Annotated in this window: 15 protein-coding genes and 1 other RNA gene; 5 read left to right on the forward strand and 11 right to left on the reverse strand. The window is 58.7% G+C overall.

Features of this window, described 5'->3' with window-relative positions; all coding sequences use genetic code 11:
* Positions 1-745 precede the first annotated feature (745 nt).
* From NUH87_RS08715 to NUH87_RS08730, 4 genes are all read left to right on the forward strand, one after another.
* The gene (locus NUH87_RS08715) at positions 746-1,297 is read left to right on the forward strand and encodes a kinase inhibitor (RefSeq protein ID WP_338525626.1); all 552 of its coding nucleotides are present in this window, start codon (positions 746-748) and stop codon (positions 1,295-1,297) included.
* Positions 1,298-1,302: 5 nt separating this feature from the next.
* Positions 1,303-2,124: a helix-turn-helix transcriptional regulator gene (locus NUH87_RS08720; RefSeq protein ID WP_338525627.1), complete on the forward strand. Its 822-nt coding sequence runs from the start codon at positions 1,303-1,305 to the stop codon at positions 2,122-2,124.
* A 201-nt stretch (positions 2,125-2,325) separates the two neighbouring features.
* Positions 2,326-2,967, forward strand: coding sequence for a hypothetical protein (locus tag NUH87_RS08725; protein WP_338525628.1), 642 nt, complete (start codon positions 2,326-2,328; stop codon positions 2,965-2,967).
* 588 nt (positions 2,968-3,555) lie between these two features.
* Complete coding sequence (locus NUH87_RS08730) at positions 3,556-3,783, forward strand: hypothetical protein (RefSeq protein ID WP_338525629.1); 228 nt, start codon at positions 3,556-3,558, stop codon at positions 3,781-3,783.
* On the opposite strand, the gene NUH87_RS08735 is transcribed toward NUH87_RS08730, so the two are convergent.
* The 7 genes from NUH87_RS08735 to NUH87_RS08770 form a co-directional block, all read right to left on the reverse strand.
* Positions 3,780-4,793 carry a hypothetical protein gene (locus NUH87_RS08735; RefSeq protein WP_338525630.1) on the reverse strand — a complete coding sequence of 338 codons (1,014 nt, stop codon included), beginning with the start codon at positions 4,791-4,793 and terminating at the stop codon, positions 3,780-3,782. The two genes, NUH87_RS08730 and NUH87_RS08735, sit on opposite strands and share 4 nt — an antisense overlap.
* Before the next feature lie 262 nt (positions 4,794-5,055).
* On the reverse strand, positions 5,056-5,412 hold the full coding sequence (locus NUH87_RS08740) for a hypothetical protein (protein WP_338525631.1): 357 nt from the start codon (positions 5,410-5,412) through the stop codon (positions 5,056-5,058).
* A gap of 538 nt (positions 5,413-5,950) precedes the next feature.
* The gene (locus NUH87_RS08745; RefSeq protein WP_338525632.1) at positions 5,951-6,541 is read right to left on the reverse strand and encodes a hypothetical protein; all 591 of its coding nucleotides are present in this window, start codon (positions 6,539-6,541) and stop codon (positions 5,951-5,953) included.
* Between the two features lie 3 nt (positions 6,542-6,544).
* Positions 6,545-6,913 (reverse strand): helix-turn-helix transcriptional regulator, encoded by a 369-nt coding sequence (locus NUH87_RS08750; RefSeq protein ID WP_338525633.1) that lies wholly within the window; start codon positions 6,911-6,913, stop codon positions 6,545-6,547.
* Between the two features lie 669 nt (positions 6,914-7,582).
* Positions 7,583-7,679: signal recognition particle sRNA small type (ffs, locus tag NUH87_RS08760), an RNA gene on the reverse strand.
* 193 nt (positions 7,680-7,872) lie between these two features.
* Positions 7,873-8,496, reverse strand: coding sequence for a hypothetical protein (locus NUH87_RS08765; protein ID WP_338525634.1), 624 nt, complete (start codon positions 8,494-8,496; stop codon positions 7,873-7,875).
* A gap of 315 nt (positions 8,497-8,811) precedes the next feature.
* Complete coding sequence (locus NUH87_RS08770; protein WP_338525635.1) at positions 8,812-9,126, reverse strand: DUF6124 family protein; 315 nt, start codon at positions 9,124-9,126, stop codon at positions 8,812-8,814.
* Between the two features lie 669 nt (positions 9,127-9,795).
* Here NUH87_RS08770 and NUH87_RS08775 point away from each other — a divergent pair.
* Positions 9,796-10,194 (forward strand): type VI secretion system amidase immunity protein Tai4, encoded by a 399-nt coding sequence (locus tag NUH87_RS08775; protein ID WP_338526766.1) that lies wholly within the window; start codon positions 9,796-9,798, stop codon positions 10,192-10,194.
* Positions 10,195-10,281: 87 nt separating this feature from the next.
* Here the strand turns inward: NUH87_RS08775 and NUH87_RS08780 are convergent, their stop codons facing one another.
* The 4 genes from NUH87_RS08780 to smc all read right to left on the reverse strand — a co-directional run bounded on the left by NUH87_RS08780 (position 10,282) and on the right by smc (position 18,701).
* A complete protein-coding gene (locus NUH87_RS08780; RefSeq protein ID WP_338525636.1) occupies positions 10,282-11,448 on the reverse strand; it encodes a zinc-binding metallopeptidase family protein in 1,167 nt (388 codons plus the stop codon).
* A 181-nt stretch (positions 11,449-11,629) separates the two neighbouring features.
* Positions 11,630-13,987: an NAD-dependent DNA ligase LigA gene (gene ligA / locus NUH87_RS08785; RefSeq protein WP_338525637.1), complete on the reverse strand. Its 2,358-nt coding sequence runs from the start codon at positions 13,985-13,987 to the stop codon at positions 11,630-11,632.
* Positions 13,988-14,098: 111 nt separating this feature from the next.
* The gene (gene zipA, locus NUH87_RS08790; protein ID WP_338525638.1) at positions 14,099-14,950 is read right to left on the reverse strand and encodes a cell division protein ZipA; all 852 of its coding nucleotides are present in this window, start codon (positions 14,948-14,950) and stop codon (positions 14,099-14,101) included.
* A 262-nt stretch (positions 14,951-15,212) separates the two neighbouring features.
* The gene (gene smc, locus NUH87_RS08795; protein WP_338525639.1) at positions 15,213-18,701 is read right to left on the reverse strand and encodes a chromosome segregation protein SMC; all 3,489 of its coding nucleotides are present in this window, start codon (positions 18,699-18,701) and stop codon (positions 15,213-15,215) included.

Raw genomic sequence — 18,701 nt, forward strand, 5'->3', positions numbered from 1 at the left:
CATCATCAGTAGAGAAGCAAGCGTAATTCCCTCCAACAGGATCTTGAGCTACCGACTGGCTTATGGCTTACAGTCTGACTTCCGCCAATGTGCGGGAGTAGGTCGATCCTGAAGGTGCCGTTCCCTTGCAACATGGACAGTATAACCCTGCCCACAAGCCCACTTCTCCGCAGCAAGCTGTGTTTTATGTGTTGCCCCAACCTCCTTCTCATTAACGATAACAACATGATGAGTAACACCATGTGTTTTATCACTTGATTTTGGCCTGTACTCAACATAAGCATTGGTCATTTTGACACTCCCTTTGCAAAGCGCTCAACATACAAAACACCGAGAAGAACAGTAGCACGAAAAAGCATACCATTAAAAATACTGACCCATACTTAGACCAGCACCATCGCACCCGTTAAATTTTAACAACACCACACACTTTTTTGATAATTCCTTAGAATATCAAAAGCCTGAAAACCAAAAAAACCTTAACGACCAAACTTTGACATGCAACACCATCACTGCAACCACTCTCTTTCATTCATAGACGGACTCACAAACATTTAAAATAATAGCGATTTTATCTATCAAAATAATATTTCAAGATGTAACCACTTTTCACCATAGAACGGATGATCAAATCACACAGGCATAGACTGAGCGTTTCAGCACAATGGTCGAGCGCAGCGGCACAACGGCCCCTCCCCGCCCTCAATACACTCGTCTCTCCCCCTCCCACAAAGACGAGATCAGCATGAAAACCCGATTTCTCCTCACCGCCCTCACCCTCGGCCTGAGCCTCACCGCCCACGCCGCCGATTTCACCCTCAGCAGCCGCGACATCAGCGACGGCAAGCCGATGAGCAGCCGCGAAGTGTTCCAGGGCTTCGGCTGCGAAGGCGGCAACACCTCCCCGGAACTTTCCTGGAAAAACGCCCCGGCCGGCACGAAAAGCTTCGCAATCACCGTCTACGATCCCGATGCGCCGACCGGCAGCGGCTGGTGGCACTGGACCGTCGTCAACCTCCCGACCTCCACCCACGAACTGCCCTCCGGCGCGGGCAACCCGTCGGCCAGCCAACTGCCCGTCGGTGCCGTCCAGGGCCGCACCGATTATGGTCAGCCAGGCTTCGGCGGCGCCTGCCCACCGGCGGGTGATAAAGCGCACCGCTATCAATTCACCGTCTGGGCCCTGAAGGTCGATAAACTGCCGATCAATGAACAGGCCAGCGGCGCCATGGTGGGCTACATGCTCAACGCCAACGCACTGACCAAGGCCACCCTGACCGCCACTTACGGACGCTAGCCACCATGAACAGCCCCGCCGGCATCCAGCATCGCCAAAGCCGCATCGGCGCCAGTGTCATACAGGCGCGCCAGCCCCACGCCTTGCAACGGGTGCCGATTTTCGTCACCACCCTGTGCCGCGTCCGCCAGGGCGAAAAGCTGATGGGTTGGGATGATCGGCAAATGCGCGTGGGTTCACGGCATTTGATCCTGATGCCGGCGGGATGCGAGTTGGGGATCAGCAACTATCCCGGGGCACAGGGTGACTACATCGCCGATGCGGTGACCTTTCCCACGGAGCTGTTACGGGCGTTCAGCGTTCGTTACAGCCAACAGATCACCGCACACCCCGGGCGAACGGCAGCGCAGGAGCTCTGTGTGCCGCTGGATCGGCATACGACCCAGGCCTGGGAAAACCTGCTGGACTGCATCAACGCCGACTCGCCGGACGCCTTGCGTACGCATTACGCCGAAGCGGTGCTGTTGGCGTTGGCCCTGGGCGGCTGGGCCGGGCCGTTGTTGCTGGATCGCCATGATCCGCTGTGCGAGCGCGTGCAGCAGATTCTCATGACCGACCCGGCGCGGGACTGGACCGTTGCCAATGTCGCCGAGCGCCTGAACCTAGGCGCTTCGACGCTGCGCCGGCAGTTGGCGAACGAGAACGACAGCTTCAGCAATATCCTCGAGAACGTCAGGCTGGGGGTGGCGTTGCAGTGGTTGCAAGTCACTCCGCGACCCATTGGGGAAATTGCCGCGGCCAGCGGCTATGCCTCGGCTTCACGGTTTGCGGTGCGGTTTCGCAAGCATTATGGGCTGTCGCCGAGGGAATTGCGGGCGGCGCTTTAGGCATGTCGCAAGCTATTCAAGTCCTGCCAACCGTTCAAAACATTTCTTCGCTCGCTGTTTGAGCGCAGAAATATTTCATCATGCTTAACAACTTGTCCATTCTCCTACCGATAAAATACCATTTTCTTCAACGACTAAGTGCCATGCACTGGCCGGCATCTTACTGGCTGCCGGGCATCCACTTAACATTTGGAGAACATTATGAACGGCCATAATCTGACTTTTAGGAACAATCCGATATGGTATGTCGCTCAGCGAGCGATAAACAATGTGGCGTGGTTCATGAAGGACCAGGCGAATATTAATAACCAACAGCAAAACAGGGTCCTTAACACCGCCAAATCAGGTGCCTTCGACCTGCTCGGTGACGGACAGGCGCAAGAAGTCATACTGACCCCGACCGGGAACAGCACGCATGGCGACCCCTTGATCACCGCCTACTGGTGCCCCTTCATCCAAGGCAATGTGCTACCCGGTTTTGTCGATATACCACGGCATAATCCACAGCATAATTTTGTCTTTACCGCCGCCATGAATGGATGCGCACTGGTCACTACAACCTCCCCGTTGGGGAGCAACATGCTCAGGATTTACCACCATCAACACCCGAACAGCGCACACGTCAACCAGTTGATTCTCGCCCAGGGACAAGCCGTTATCTCCTGCATAGACGCCAATGACTATAGCCAAAGCAACCAGAAGTATCCCGCCCCTAACGCGTTCAACTTTCTATTCTACAAAGAGGGTAAATGGAGATATGTCGTGCAGCCGCAAACTTTCAACATGCTCACTCATGAAGTGGCACTGAACCCCGCCATGTCATCCAAGGTAGTGGATGTCTGATAACCCGCTCATCACGCCGGAGCCCCGTCATGCTCGCCGAGCAGGCGTTCGTGCCAGGGCTGTAATGGCGCTGCCAGCTTGGACAGTCATCTCGCAGAACCTGTAGTGTTGCCATGATCAGACAGGCTCGCCGAAGTGCGGGCTGCCTGGAGGCAGTCAATACATTCCGGCTCAAGCCCCTTCTGCCGGAATTGATGGATCAATACCTCTACGCTGCTGGAGCTGACTATACCTTACGTTAGCTGTGGACATTGCACTACAGGCACACCGACCCGGCTTCTTCAGCTTCCCAACCTACCGATGCCGCATTGCTCGGCGTGCCGAAGAATCGTGTGTCACCTTTGTCGAGCGAGTCTGATGGTTACGGGCTGCCGCCATAGCAACTACGAGCCCGCGAGCATCGTCCTCTCCGGCTCATCGACGCGACAGCACTCTGCAGCCGCCAGTACTTTGCAAACGGTAACGGTGAATATCAACGGAAGGACGACGACGCATTCCTACAACTGTTCACCCGGTAGCTACCCTCCCAATTCAGGCGATGTTCTCGCCATCCGGTCAGCCACGGAGGGCCAGTCCTACGCCCCCCCCTTGAAGGCGGCCACCAACGGAAGCGGCGGTGGAAAGGTACTCGCCAGCAATTCCCCCGTCTTCAACCTGAGTTACGGAGCCCTGGGACTTGCCCTTTACGGCGCCTATGATCATTTCCACGTAGCCCTTCCCGGAAACATTCTGGGCAGCACCGAGCAGGTCTGGTACTACGTCGATACCACCACCATTCCAGCGACCGCCAAGTTCAGCCAGATCCTGAATAACTAAACTTGCGCTTGATCTTTTTTCACAGAGGCGGACACTAGCCGTCTGGTACGATAGCGTTTGAAATCCGCTGCAAAAGTGACAAACAGCATGACACCACCAAACGTCAATGTAATCAGGCCAGCAAATGGAAAAAGCACTCTTTGCTCCGGCTGCTCGGACCGAACCGGTAAAAAAGTTCCCGCCTTGACAAAATCCACAAGATTTACTTTCTGCTCATTCCCACTCCGAATATCCAACACGGTAGTCGAACCATCACTGTTAGCAATCAAGCGGACCAATGCCGTCCCTGCATCGCTATGAAACTCATATTCAATCGACGGACTCACACCAAACGGTCTAACTCCTACTGTTTGAGAAATACCAACACAGAAGTAGGCCGCTGCCATCAATGCCCCGAAGCCTTTACGGACTATTTGAGCCCGCTTTGATCTAGTCTCAGGTAGCGGCATCAGCCTTGTTTTTACATCTCCCAAGCTTGCTATGCGATGAGACCAATGCAAATATTCATTAAACGTGGTCGTTTTTTTCTTGGCATAGACATCATCCAACAATACAAGCGCTTGAAATGCAAATGACTCATCACGCCTAAAGAGGCCCAGCCTAATTTCCACCTCAGAAGAGTTTAAAATATTACTTTCAGCATGCAACGCTTTGGCTGCCGTGGTTATCTTAAACTCCAACCAACTACAAGCTCCTGGTAGACGACACAGAAGTGGCTTTTCAACCATCTCTGGCGTGAGGTCAACCCCGCCATCATTGACTAAATATCCGCTGATCAGAACCACACTCTTATCAATCGGAATATCTTTATAAAGAACCGTAAGATTAGGTAGCTTTGTGGCAAAATCACCTAATAAAGCCACAGATTGCTCACGTACAAACGTGAGGCTCGCGGGATACCGAGCCCGACGTAACGTCAAGTAAATCCCCCAAACTCCAAAAAGACAACTGACAATCACCCCTATAACACCGAGTGCGTCGGAAAACGTCATACCAGTAATTGCAGGCATACATGCACCTAATGATAAAGTCAGCTTAACTGTAAAGTACTCGACCGTCCCGCTGCTTAACCAACAAAGGGAGTGAGCATGACGACACAATATCACCAACAACCCATCTACAGCTTCCGATTCTTCGGATCCGCCCCTGGGGACAAATCGCCAAGCCCCCTAAAAGCTTTGATCCGCTCTACTCACCTCTAAGGCAAAAAAAACAACACTAGCAAGACTCAACTTCATAGAAGCTCGATAGAACTCACTATCATAGTAACAATCAAGTCGTGAGGCAAACATCTTTATAGAGGTAAAACGATGGGGTCCCTTTCGCCACCCAAGCCTCCATGGCGCGCCCCACCAACTCCGGTGAGGTAGACCCATACGAATGCACCCTGGAGAAGAACATTGTGGGGACAAACGAAATTTCTCCTGCTACGGTCAGTTGCAGTTCTAGATAATTAATGACCGACTCTTCATCATTCCAAAGCCTCATCGCACTGACGGCCTCACCCTTAAGCTTTTGGGCGTAACCTCGCATAACAGAGTTAAGCACCACCACTCCGTGCGCCTTCAACGAACCCACTAGGTCCTCTACTTCAATCAGCGTATCGTCCAAAACCACTACTGTTTGCATTTTTTCGCTCCATAGGGGGGGCTTTAGGTAGCTTGTGAAGGTAATACCTAAGCAGTTCGCAAGTAATACTGAACGCAAGCAGACCCCGCGTAAGATGTAGCGAATGGATGCCTATCGATGGCATAGAAAGCTATACGAGTGAACATCCGAGCTACTTTCTGAGCGCGAGCGCGTTTGGCCTTCCTGGGAGAGTCGCTAGGGACGGCCCCGAAAGACCGCCCCCTTAGACTTAGAACAGGGTCAGTTGACCCGGATGGGAGCGCCAGTGCTGGCACACGCTTTCCCAACGGCCAAAACGGAACCGCGAGTAATTGTGCACGAACACTGACTTAATGCTAGAACGAGCCATGGTCAGGCCCTCCTGCGACAGATGGAAGGGTTTTGGCTTGCCCGACACAGTCGCTAGGACTACACTGCTCAACGTCTTCCCCAAGACATATCGCAGGTTTGCGGGTGGTTCGGTAGACCCTCGTTCACCTCACCAAGAGCTCAGAGTGTTAGCGCACTTCTGGGCTTTTTTATTGGATGCTCACTCGCCTTACCAGAACAGCCTCCTTTGCCCTGTCAGCTTTCCCTGCTTCCTGAGGTTGTCCAGCCTAAAGGTCGCGCTGGTAATACTCGTCCCGCACATTGCTGCCAGCTTTTCAGAGGTTCCAGCTTCAATGCATGCTGCAAGAGGCATCATGATTGCTGCTGTGATGGCCTTTGCCTGCCATTCCGAGTCTTCACAGAAACGGTGCGCCCCCAAAGTCGCCCCTCGATGGAGAGTGACTGCGTGCTTCAGGACGATATGCCCCATTTCATGAACTATGGTGCTCCGCCCGAAGACATTACCTTCATAGAGCATGTCGTAGATATCGCCCCTGACGACGACTAAATTCTTTTCTGGGATGGTGAAGGCTGCGCACTCATCCAAGTCGCAAACCTCCGCAATCTTGTAGTCGTACCCCGCATTCGGAAGGGTATGCTCCAGGATCCGAGCACAATCCAAGTTGTAACGCTCACCCGATTGGAGGGGCAGCGCCGCACGAATGCCTTCAGCAATTTCTTCAAGCGATGCGTAACTGTGCGGGCTGACCTTCAGACCCAGTGGGGTGCGAACATCCCCATTCGAATAGAGCGTTGTCAATCACTACCCTCCTTTCTTCGGCTGGGATTGGAGCCACTTTCGAATCTCTTCCGTGGGAGCGGTGCCCTCTTGAAGCCTTCGGGCAAATGCCGCAACCAAGCCTCGTGCGTCAGAATCCAAATCAGCCGTGTTAACCACATCTTTAGAACGCTCCGCAGCAAGACGGAGCTGGTGTAGCTGTTCTGCATTCGCGTGTTGCGCGAAGAAACTAATCGCTGATTCTATGTGCTTATCCGAGAGGCGCTTCTCGCCATACTCGATACCGCTTAAATGCGCGGAACTGATAGCCATTGCTTCAGCCATTGCTTTCAGAGACAGGTCAAACCTCATCCGAAGCAGTCGGGCAGCTTCACCAAAGGGTGTAAGTCTCATCTGATCACCTTCATATCGTCCCCGTGCACCACAGTTACCTTCCTGGCAATATTGTTCTCCATTTAGAGAAGATCGTAGCTTTGGATATTGAGTTAGTCAAGCACCCCGTAATACAAGCCCCAGCATGCCGTAGGACGAATCTCAGGGTTGCCAGATAGCCTTACCATCGCTACTGCCGGCTACCACGCCCGCCCCCCCGTCTATGGCCCGCACCCAGCGCGTGGGCGAACTTGTGCCTTTCGAGGATTACCTGCGCCAGCGTGTAAACGCTGCTCGACCGCACTGGATCCCTGCCAGCGTGCTGCACATGGAGATCCGTGAGCAGGGTTACCAGGCGGTTACTCCATCCTCACCAGATTTCTTTTGACCTTGAAATCCAAGCACGCTGAGGCCGTTGTGCGTTTCGAAACCGAGCCCGGTGAGCAGATACAGGTGGACTTCACGGCTACTCGCCGCGACCGCGATCCGCTGCTGGCATTCGTTGCGACCTTAGACCCTTAGAAACGACGCCATAGGGCATGAAAGAACTAACGAAGGATAAGCAAAAGGAACGGGAGCAAGATAAGCTGATAGCGGATGCACCACTTCGGTGTACCTAAACGCTGTCACACTTTGAGACTTTCAACTGACAAACCCTTGTAGACTCAAGGGTTTAGAGATAGGTGGTGAACCCACCAGCCACACCCCGGCACACAATGTCACCGCTGCGGCTGCTCCCTTCCAGGCCTGACCGGGTTCACGGCTGATCGTTGCGGGGGGACCGATGGGGTCACCATAACGACGCTCGCCTCTCGGCAAGCCGCGCCATTGTACCGATCTCGTCGGAAGTTACAACCGTTGGTTCCAGATAAAAAATATGAGGGGGCTCAAGCACTTGCCTATGGCCTTTGGCCTCTCCCTTCATCCCCTGTGAGAGTGGGCCTGCCCGCTCCCACACTCGATTGGATAAACCGGCAGAGTCAGTGCTTGGGCACACTCAGCCGAGCATATTGGTCCTGGCTGATCCAGCCGGTGAAGGAACGGTTCTGGGCATTGATGAACTCGACCTGGGCCGCGCCATTCTTGAACGCCAGCACCCCGACGACATCGCCCTTGACGATATAGGGACCCTGAGTGGCCTTGGCGTCCGGGGCCTTCTGCAGCCAGGCCTTGTCAGCCGAGACAGTCACCAGACCGATCCACTTCTTGCTCGCGGTCTGGGTCAGGTCCAGGCCGCTGGCGATATCCGGCATCAGCACATTCATGCAGCCCGGATGCTGTTGACCTTGCTCGATCGTCAGGGTCACGCCATCAACCGAGGGCTTCACGGATCCCGGGTAAACCTCATCGAGCCAGGTGGACACCGATACGTCCTTCCCGGCCTCGACCTTACCTTGCAGGTAGAAAGTGCAACTGAAGGTCGGGCCCTCGCCCCGCTCCTCTGCATAGAACCCCTCGACCTGATGCTCAGGCGTCACCGCCAACATCAACTGCTCGTACTTGCCGGAATGCAGTGCCGAACCCACAGCGAAGGCTGGTGCACCGACACAGAACGACATCGCCCCCGCCGCCAGCCAACGGGAAATGGAAAGTTTGAACGTCATGTTATTTTTTCCCTTCAAGTGCTTCGTAGTCCTTTTTAATGCGCGAGTCATAGTCGCCATAATCCTTGCCGTTAGGCCCTTATGGCGTGCCAGCAACGGCGCAGGTGGATTCACCGCCACCATCGCCAGCAAGCCGGCTCCTACAGTTCGATGTTTCAACGCGAAAATATCGTCGAGCGCCAGCCCTCTGTAGGAGCAACCGGTCGACGCTCGATTGCTCGCGATGGGCCGGAGAACGCTGCGGTGTGCCAGGAACCCCACGTTATCGTTGACGACCATCGCGAGCAAGCTCGCTCCTACCCCCACACCTATGGGTCAGGCGGGGTGTGCTTGCTTTTCCAGCAGGTCATCCACGCGACTCAAGGCCAGATCGACCAGGTGCACCACGCCCAAGACCAGCTTGCGATTGGAGCCCTGCAGGTTGTCCGCACACTCGTAAGCCGTGGCCGAGGCGGATTGGAGGATTTCGTCGATTTGCGTCAGGGCGTCTTCGGTACTGAATTGTTCGCGTCGACGACGTGGAGTGTTATCAGGTGGCAGCTCGTAGTGGGCGAAAGCTCGCTCAATAGCCAGTTGGCTGGCAAGAGACGACAGGTCTTCGGTTGGCGGATTGGGGGTGATCTTGAACATAGTGATGGTCCTAAGTTGCTGAATGGGAGCCATCACCCGTTCGCTTGCACGCGAATTAGGGTGGCAGCTGTACGCAGGTGTGCAAGACCGGGGCAACATAGGAAACCCGGCAGATCCCGAAGATCTCCCGCGCACAGCCACCATAACGCCAGATTTCAGACACAGAGAATGACTGAAGGCGAGGAGCGACAGTGCGCCTGATGTTGCGAACCGGACTTGCACGTCCACATCACCGATTTTGCAGTGACGAAATGCAGACTAGCCGCCGGTTCGAACAGGCGCAACGGGCTGGGATTTTCTAGGAAATTTCAGGCAAGTGAAAGGGATCTTTCGACAATTAGGGCCCGGAGAAACCTCTTGTTGGTAGCGGTTACCACAGTCGATGCCCCAAACAGCGGTTGATAGGTCGAGCGATACCGACGGAAAGCAAAATCCACATTAATTAAAGGAATCTTCTGACTGGCAACAGGTCAATAGGACAGTCGCAGGGTTCCAGCCGCGTCAGCACAATGACCGGTATGACCCACGCTTTATCCGTGCCCCCTCCGCTGGACTGCTGGGGCCGAAGCGATCATTGGCAATGGAGCCATGGCGACTTTGCTGAATCCTGAAAACAAGGACGTATTGGAGCTTGCTGTGATGAAGGTTCTATCAGGCATTCTGCCACTTATGCTGCTGGTCTCCGCTGGGTACTCGAAGGACGCTGGGGGCATATCCCCGGAGGCCGGCGCACGGACCTATGGGCAGAACTACAAAGACATGGTGCTCGCGACCTGCATTGCGAACGCCTACAAGGACGACAAGTCGGCAGCCATTGACGCGGGAAGCAGCGTCAGCGCATTGCGCGACTGGACCGAATACGATCTGGAAAAGGCCCCCGACGCGATCAAGGCCCTGGTGGATCGTTACCTGGCGCGCGACTATCACAACCCACTGGTTGAGTCGGAAGTCCAGGGCGTGCGTTTCGATTTGCTGAAATGCCTGGACCTGTATCACAGCAAGGAGCTGGATACGCAGGTCAAGCACCTGGTTATCCACCCGAATCGGATTTACAGGCAGGACAAGTGAAGCGTTAACTCGAACGCGGGGTCTCTGGAGCAGCGCGGTGCTCTCACTGCCATCGCCAGCAAGCTGGCTCCTACAGAAACGAGCCGGCTATGACGCCTGCAACACCTCATCCGCCCGGCCGCCCTCCTCCTGGATCACCAGGTGAATGAAGTGCAGCTTGGCAATGGTCGCCGGCGGTAGCACAAAGGGGTAGAAATCCGGCTGCCCCATGCTGCGGGACAGTTCGTTGAGCATGCCCGCCAGTTCGATCCAGGCATTGACGAACGAGAGGAACGCCGGCCCCTCCGGATGCCCTGCGTCATAGAGCGCGCTCAGGGGAAACGACGGATAGTCTAAATCCGACTCCTTGGCGCTCATGCCAAAGCCCAGCGCCGTGTCCACCGCGTCCATCATGTGCAGGTAATGCGCCCAGGTTTCCGCCCAATCCTCCCAGGGGTGCATGGTGGCGTAGGCGCTGACGAAGCCTTGCTGCCAGTCCTGCGGCGCACCCTGCTGGTAATGGCGCTCCAGGGCGTCGGCATAACTGGCGCGCTCATCGCCGAACAGGCCGCGAAACGCTTCCAGCCAGTGGCTGTCGGCAATCAGTCGGTCCCAGTAGTAATGCCCCACTTCATGTCGGAAATGGCCGAGCAAGGTGCGGTACGGCTCATGCATCTGCACGCGGACTTTTTCCCGGTGAGCGTCGTCGGCTTCCTTGATGTCTAGGGTGATCAAGCCGTTGGCGTGGCCGGTCATGGGTGCCTTGCCTTCCAGGTCGACGCCGACGAAGTCGAAGGCCAGGCCGTTTTCTTCGTTCCAGGTTTTCGGGATGACGCGCAGGCCGAGGCTGATCAGCTGGGCGACCAGGCGACGCTTGGCGGTTTCGACCTTGCGCCAGCGCTCGGGGTTTTCCGCGATGGAAAGGTCGGGAATGGTGCGGTTGAGGGCGCAGGCGGTGCACAGGCTGCTGCCGTGGGCGTAGGGAATCAACCAGTTGCAGGCGGCCGCGGTGTCGAGGTTGGCACAGCGGCGGAACAGGCCGGCATCGAGGTCGGTGTCCAGCTGCCAGCTGTCCGGGTAAGGGCCGGGCTGGAGGGATGACAATGTGCTGCCCTGTGGCTCGTAGCCCAGTGCCGCGGAACAGGCCAGGCATTGGCTGTTGCGGAAGAATACCGATTGGCCACAGCGGCAATGCCAGATCTTGCTGCCCCGCGATGGTTCGCTGATAAAAGGGGCGGCGATGCGTGAGCTGAGTTGTTCGAAGAACCGGTACATGGCGATCTCTCCCTGGGCCCGCCAAGACTAGATCATTGGGCGCGATGGCGGGCTCCCTGATGCAGGGAAGAAACACGGACTGTAGGAGCCGGCTTGCTGGCGATGGCGTTCTTGAGGGCGCTATCGCCGGCAAGCCGGCTTCTACACGGGATCGCGGTGTATTCGGCGCTGGCGTAGAGGTTTAGACCTCGATGCCATGTCCTTTCAGGAACGCCACGAACGCCTCTTCATCCAGCACCTTGAGCCCCAGCTCGTTGGCCTTCGCCAGTTTCGAGCCCGCGCCCGGGCCCGCCACCACGCAGTGGGTCTTGGCCGAGACCGAACCCGCCACCTTGGCCCCCAGGCTTTCCAGCTTGTCCTTGGCCACATCACGACTCATCAGCTCCAACGAGCCGGTCAGCACCCAGGTCTGCCCCGTCAGCGGCAAGCCTTCCACCGCCTTTTTCTCGCTCTGCCAATGCATGCCGAAATCGCGCAGCTGCACTTCGATCGCCAGGGCACGCTCGGCATTCCCCGACTGGGCGAAGAATTCCCGCACGGCATTGGCCGGCTTTTCATTCAACGCCTGACGCAGATCCAGCCAGTCCGCTGCGATAATGCCCTCGACCGAACCGAACTTGGTCGCCAGCTTTTCCGCCGCCGTCGGCCCCACCGAGCTGATGTCCAGCTTGGCGATCAGTCCGCCCAGGGTGGTGCTGGCGGCAAACTCGGCCCCCAGTTCACCCTGGTCCTGCAATTCCAGCCCGCGCTCCAGCAGTTGCGCGATGACCGTACGGTTGTGTTCGTCTTCAAAGAAGCTGTGGATCTCGTAGGCCACTTCCATGCCGACATCCGGCAGGTAGGTCAGCACCGCCGGCAGGGCCTGCATGACCCGCTCCAGCGAGCCGAGGGAGCGCGCCAGGACCTTGGCCGTTTCCTCGCCCACATCGGGAATGCCCAGGGCGTAGATAAACCGTGCCAGGCTCGGTTTCCGGCTGTCGGCAATGGCCTCCAGCAGGTTGCGCGTCGACAGCTCGGCAAAACCCTCCAGGTCGACGATCTGCTCGTACGCCAGGGTGTAGAGATCCGCCGGCGAGGCGATCAGCTTTTCATCCACCAGTTGCTCGATGGTCTTGTCGCCCAGGCCTTCGATGTCCATGGCCCGACGGGAGACGAAGTGGATGATCGCCTGCTTGAGTTGCGCGCCACAGGCCAGCCGGCCGACGCAGCGATACACCGCGCCTTCGCTGACCGTCTCGCGGCCCTTGCTGCGCTTGATCAGTTGCGTGCGCTCGACATGGGAGCCGCACACCGGGCAACTTTCCGGGATCTGCACGGCACGGGCATCGTCCGGACGCCGCTCGGTCACCACCTGCACCACTTGCGGAATCACGTCACCGGCCCGGCGAATGATCACGGTGTCGCCGATCATCAGTCCCAGGCGGGCCACTTCGTCCATGTTGTGCAGGGTGGCGTTGGACACGGTCACGCCCGCCACCTTGACCGGCTTGAGTCGCGCCACGGGGGTGACGGCACCGGTGCGGCCCACCTGGAACTCCACGTCGAGCAATTCGGTGAGTTCTTCCATGGCCGGGAATTTGTGGGCAATGGCCCAACGTGGTTCGCGGGCACGGAAACCCAGTTCACGCTGGGACGCCAGGCTGTTGACCTTGAACACCACGCCGTCGATTTCGTACGGCAGCGCGTTACGCCGCTCACCGATGTCGCGGTAATAATCCAGGCACTCGCCGATCCCTTTCGCCAGCTTGAGTTCGCGGCTGACCGGCATGCCCCACTCCCGAAGCTGCTTCAGGTTGCCGATATGGGTGTCGGCAATCTCGGCGGATACCTGGCCCAGGCCGTAGCAGCAGAACTCCAGAGGACGACTGGCGGTGATCTTCGAATCCAGCTGGCGCAGGCTGCCGGCCGCGGCGTTGCGCGGGTTGGCGAAGGTCTTGCCGCCCGCTTCCAGCTGGGCGGCGTTCAGCCGTTCGAAACCGGCCTTGGACATGAAGACTTCGCCGCGCACTTCGAGGGTCGCCGGCCAGCCGCTGCCGTGGAGCTTGAGGGGGATGTTGCGCACGGTGCGCACATTGACGCTGATGTCTTCTCCGGTGGTGCCGTCGCCACGGGTGGCGCCACGGACCAGGGCGCCGTCCTGATACAGCAGGCTGACCGCCAGGCCGTCGAGCTTGGGCTCGCAGCTGTATTCGACCTCGGCAGCGCCGCCGAACAGATCGCCGGCCGGCAGGTCCAGGCCTTCGCCGACCCGGCGATCGAACTCACGCATGTCGGTTTCTTCGAAGGCGTTGCCCAGGCTCAGCATGGGGATTTCATGACGAACCTGGGTGAAGGCCGACAAGGCGGCGCTGCCGACACGCTGGGTCGGCGAATCGGCGCTGACCAGTTCCGGGTGCTCGGCCTCCAGGGCCTTGAGTTCGCGGAACAGGCGATCGTATTCGGCGTCCGGGATGCTCGGCTCGTCGAGGACGTGGTAACGGTAGTTGTGCTGATCCAGTTCAGCGCGCAGCTCTAGAATCCGGGTGTGGGCGGCGGTCATGGAGTTCTCTCATGAAGCAAAAGAGCAGCCGAGGCTGCTCAATATGTTAGTGCGGTAGGTGCCGGCATGCTGCGTGCGGCGTTCCGATGTTGAGCGCAAAGCGCTCAACACTCAGCGCTTCTGGGTCAGGGCGCGACGCTCGAACTCGACGATGCGCTGGCGGTAGTGCTCGATGGTCTGGGCGGTCAGCACACTACGCTGGTCGTCCTTCAGTTCGCCATTGAGCTCTTGTGACAATTTGCGAGCAGCGGCCACCATCACGTCGAAGGCCTGCTTCGGATGACGCGGCCCCGGCAGGCCCAGGAAGAAGCTCACCGCCGGCGTGGTGAAGTGGTCGATATCGTCGAGATCGAACACACCCGGCTTCACCGCGTTGGCCATGGAGAACAACACCTCGCCATTACCGGCCATGCTTTCGTGGCGATGGAAGATATCCATCTCGCCGAAACGCAGGCCGCTTTCGAGGATGTTCTGCAACAGGGCCGGACCTTTGAAACCGTTGGCATCGCGACTGATCACGCTGATCACCAGCACTTCTTCCGCCGCCGGCTGTTCTTTTTCCTGACGCGCCGCCGGCTTGTTGCCTGCCTCGGCGAAGTCATCGTCGCGGCTGCTGAAGCTCGGACCTTCATCCAGGTCCAGATTCAGGTTCAAATCACCCTGGCTCGGCTCGCCACCGCGCTTGCCGCGCTTGGACGGCTTTTCCCGACCTTCACGCACCGGCATGCTCACCGACGGCAGGTCATGCTCGTCCAGCTCAGGTTCCTTATGGTTATCCAGCACACGGGCCGGGCCCAGCAGCTCGGCACTGCCGTCATCGTCCGGCAGGTTGGACAGGTTTCTGTCCAAACGGAACTTGAGCTTGCCCTTGCCACCGCGCATCCGGCGCCAGCCATCGAAAAGAATACCGGCAATGACTATGATGCCGATGACGATCAGCCACTCGCGCAGACCGATTTCCATGTAATCCCGTGCCTCTAAATAAATGGTTCTATGAAGAAAGGGCCGAAAACCCTTTAAAGCGTGGCGCCAACTCTATGTTCTGACAGGCCTTTTTTCCCACGCACAAGAAAACTTGACATTAAATTAACACGACCCAAGGAAACTTTACACCGTCTGTCGTACAGGCTTGCATTTATAAGTCCCCAAGGATCGGCGCTAGTTCCCACGACGGCCAAGGAAATCCCCTTACGCCTCAAATATCTTTGCCTCAGCGGCGGACGACTCAGGCGTCCACCATGGCCATGGCCTCCTCCACATCCACCGCCACCAGCCGCGAGCAACCCGGCTCGTGCATGGTGACCCCCATCAGTTGATCGGCCATCTCCATGGCGATCTTGTTGTGGGTGATATAGATGAACTGCACCGTTTGTGACATCTCTTTGACAAGTCGGGCGTACCGTCCAACGTTAGCGTCATCCAGCGGGGCGTCAACTTCGTCGAGCATGCAAAACGGTGCCGGATTCAATTTGAAGATGGCAAACACCAGCGCCAGGGCGGTGAGGGCCTTTTCGCCACCGGAGAGCAAATGGATGGTGCTGTTCTTCTTGCCCGGGGGCCGCGCCATGATGGTGACCCCGGTGTCGAGCAGGTCATCGCCGGTGAGTTCGAGGTAAGCACTGCCGCCGCCGAACACTTTTGGAAACAAAGCTTGTAGCCCACCGTTGATCTGGTCGAAGGTGTCCTTGAAGCGATTGCGGGTTTCCTTGTCGATCTTGCGAATGACGTTTTCCAGGGTGTCGAGGGCTTCCACCAGGTCGGCATCCTGGGCATCCAGGTAACGTTTACGCTCGGATTGTTGCTGGTATTCGTCGATGGCCGCGAGGTTGATCGCGCCCAGGCGCTGGATGCGCGCGGCGATGCGCTCCAGCTCTTCCTCGGCCGCCTTCTCGCTGGCATCAGAGGTCAGGGTGGCGAGCACCCCGTGCAGGTCGTAGCCGTCTTCCAGCAACTGGTCCTGCAAGGTCTTGCGCCGTACGCTGAGGGCCTGCCATTCCATGCGCTGCTGTTCGAGCTGGCCGCGAATCAGCTGGGACTGCTGCTCGGCCTGGCTACGGCGCTTCTCGGCGTCACGCAGTTCGCGGTCGGCGTCTTCCAGGGCGATCTGCGCGCTCTTGAGTTCGACGTCGACGCTCATGCGCTTGTCGAGCAACTCTTCGAGCTTGAGGCGCAGCTCTTCCAGCGGTGCCTCGCCCTCCTCCAGGTTCAGGCTCAGTTGCTCGCGCTTTTCGCTCAGGCGCTCGGACTGCAGCTCCAGGCGCTCCAGGGCCTGACGGGTGGAGTCGTGCTGGGCCTTGAGCGAGCCGAGGCGCACCGCCAACTGGTGGGCGTGATCCTTGTGCTGCCGGGCTTCCTGGCGAACCCGGTCGAGGCGTTCGCGCAGGCTGTCGCGCTGGGCCAGCAGCAACTCGCGCTGCTCGGTGTCGACGGCCATGGTGTCGAGGGCCTCCTGCAGTTGCAGGCGGGCCTCACCGACCTCTTCGTGTTCCTGGGCACGCTGCTCGGCCAGTTCACCCAACTCTTCATCGAGACGGGTACGGCGCAATTGCAGCTGTTCGACCTTGGCCTTGCCGGCGGACAGCTTGGCCTTGAGCTCGCCCTGCTGGCGGGCTTCGTCCTGCAGCAAACGGCGCAGGTGTTCGCGACCGGTTTCCTGCTGGCGCTGGGTGGCGCGCAGGGTTTGCAGGCGGGTTTCGAGGGTGGCCAGGGTTTCTTCGCGCTCTTCACGCTCCTGGCCCAGGCGCTGGATTTCCTGGCCACGGGCAAGCACGCCGCTCTCGGCCTCGCTGGCCCGCCGCACCCGCAGGAAATGCCGACCGACCCAGAAGCCGTCGCGGCTGATCAGGCTCTCCCCGGCCGCCAAGCGGCCCCGCTGGGACAAGGCCTGCTCAAGACTTTCGACGGGTTTGACCTGTCCCAGCCAGGGCGACAGGTCGATATCCGCCTCGACCTTCTCCAACAGGCTGCCCGGCACCCGGGTACCGTCCGCCGAAGGACTGAGCAGGCGCAGATCGCCCTGCTGGAAACCGCCCAGGTCAAGACCGGCGAAATCATCCACCAGCACGGCCTGCAGGTCGGCACCGAGCACGGTTTCCACCGCCAGCTCCCAACCCGCCTCGACCTTCAGGCCCTCGGCCAAGCGAGGCCGTTGCGCCAACTGCTGCTCACGCAGCCACTCGGCCGTGCCGGTGCCCGGATCGAGCGCCGCCTGCTGCAAGGCCTCCAGGGAGGCCAGCCGGCCATTGAGGCGCTGCAAGTCGCCCTGGGCCTGCTGCTGCTCCTGCATGGCCTGCTGCAAATCCTGGCGCAGCTGTTCCAGGCGCTCGACCTGAGCTTCTTCGCTGGCCTGCAAGTCTTCCAGGGTCTGCTCGCTCTCGGCCAACTGCTCGCTGAGTTCGAGGATCGCCGCGTCTTCCGGGTCGGCGGACAGCAAGGCGCGCTCCTCGGCCAGGCGCCGCTGGCGCTCGGCCAGGCGCTCCATGCTGGTTTCCAGCTGCTGGATGCGCGACTGCTGGACTTCGGCCTGGCGCCGCGGCTCGGCCGAGCTCAGGTTGAAGCTGTCCCACTGCTCCTGCCAGCCGTGCATGGTGGCTTCCGACTCTTCCAGAGCGGCGGCGGCCTCTTCGGCGGCGGCGCTGGTCAGTTCCTGCTCGGGGCCGAGCATCGCCAGCTCTTCGCCGAGGGTCGCCAGCAAGGTGCGGTCGTGGCCCAGGTGGGATTCGGTTTCCAGCCGGGCCCGCTCGGCTTCGCGCAAGTCGTCCTGCAGCTGGCGCAGACGCTGCTGGCCATGTTGGATGTTCTGTTCGACCCGGGCGATATCGCCGCCGACCGAATAGAAGCGCCCTTGCACCAGATTGAAGCGTTCGGACAGCTCATGGTGCCCGTCGCGCAGGCGCTCGATGCTGGCATCGGCATTGCGCTGCTCGGCCACCAGGGCTTCGAAGCTGATTTCCTGGTTGCCGATGATCGCTTCGCGCTGGCCAACCTGTTCGTTCAGTGCCTGCCAGCGCAGGGCCGACAGCTGGGCCTTGAGCTGACGTTCCTCGGCCTTGTATTCCTGATATTTCTCGGCGGCCTGGGCCTGGCGGTGCAGGCGCTCGAGCTGGCGCTCCAGCTCTTCGCGCAGGTCGGTCAGGCGCGCCAGGTTTTCATGGGTCCGGCGAATGCGGTTTTCGGTCTCGCGACGGCGCTCCTTGTACTTGGAGATGCCCGCCGCTTCCTCGATGAAATTACGCAGGTCCTCGGGCTTGGCTTCGATCAGCTTGGAGATCATCCCCTGCTCGATGATCGAGTAGCTGCGCGGGCCCAGGCCGGTACCGAGGAAGATGTCGGTGATGTCCCGGCGCCGGCATTTGGTGCCATTGAGGAAGTAGCTGTTCTGGCTGTCGCGGGTGACCTTGCGGCGAATGGAGATTTCCGCATAGGCGGCATATTCGCCGATCAGGGTGCCGTCGGAGTTGTCGAACACCAGCTCGATGCTCGCCTGGCTCACCGGCTTGCGGCTGGTGGAGCCGTTGAAGATGACGTCGGTCATCGACTCGCCGCGCAGGTTCTTCGCCGAGCTCTCGCCCATCACCCAGCGGACGGCGTCGATGATGTTCGACTTGCCGCAACCGTTGGGACCGACCACCGCCGCCATGTTGCTGGGGAAGTTCACCGTGGTCGGGTCGACGAAGGACTTGAACCCCGCCAACTTGATGCACTTGAGCCGCAC

It is taken from the genome of Pseudomonas batumici (genome assembly GCF_036585405.1).
GTDB classification, from domain to species: Bacteria; Pseudomonadota; Gammaproteobacteria; order Pseudomonadales; family Pseudomonadaceae; genus Aquipseudomonas; species Aquipseudomonas batumici.

Bases quoted from the DNA above. Each gene is read 5' to 3' on its own strand.
- NUH87_RS08715 (WP_338525626.1), top strand. From the start codon at position 746: ATGAAAACCCGATTTCTCCTCACCGCCCTCACCCTCGGCCTGAGCCTC.
- NUH87_RS08720 (WP_338525627.1), top strand. From the start codon at position 1,303: ATGAACAGCCCCGCCGGCATCCAGCATCGCCAAAGCCGCATCGGCGCC.
- NUH87_RS08725 (WP_338525628.1), top strand. From the start codon at position 2,326: ATGAACGGCCATAATCTGACTTTTAGGAACAATCCGATATGGTATGTC.
- NUH87_RS08735 (WP_338525630.1), bottom strand. From the start codon at position 4,793: ATGCCTGCAATTACTGGTATGACGTTTTCCGACGCACTCGGTGTTATA.
- NUH87_RS08740 (WP_338525631.1), bottom strand. From the start codon at position 5,412: ATGCAAACAGTAGTGGTTTTGGACGATACGCTGATTGAAGTAGAGGAC.
- NUH87_RS08750 (WP_338525633.1), bottom strand. From the start codon at position 6,913: ATGAGACTTACACCCTTTGGTGAAGCTGCCCGACTGCTTCGGATGAGG.
- NUH87_RS08765 (WP_338525634.1), bottom strand. From the start codon at position 8,496: ATGACGTTCAAACTTTCCATTTCCCGTTGGCTGGCGGCGGGGGCGATG.
- NUH87_RS08770 (WP_338525635.1), bottom strand. From the start codon at position 9,126: ATGTTCAAGATCACCCCCAATCCGCCAACCGAAGACCTGTCGTCTCTT.
- NUH87_RS08775 (WP_338526766.1), top strand. From the start codon at position 9,796: ATGCTGCTGGTCTCCGCTGGGTACTCGAAGGACGCTGGGGGCATATCC.
- NUH87_RS08780 (WP_338525636.1), bottom strand. From the start codon at position 11,448: ATGTACCGGTTCTTCGAACAACTCAGCTCACGCATCGCCGCCCCTTTT.
- ligA (WP_338525637.1), bottom strand. From the start codon at position 13,987: ATGACCGCCGCCCACACCCGGATTCTAGAGCTGCGCGCTGAACTGGAT.
- zipA (WP_338525638.1), bottom strand. From the start codon at position 14,950: ATGGAAATCGGTCTGCGCGAGTGGCTGATCGTCATCGGCATCATAGTC.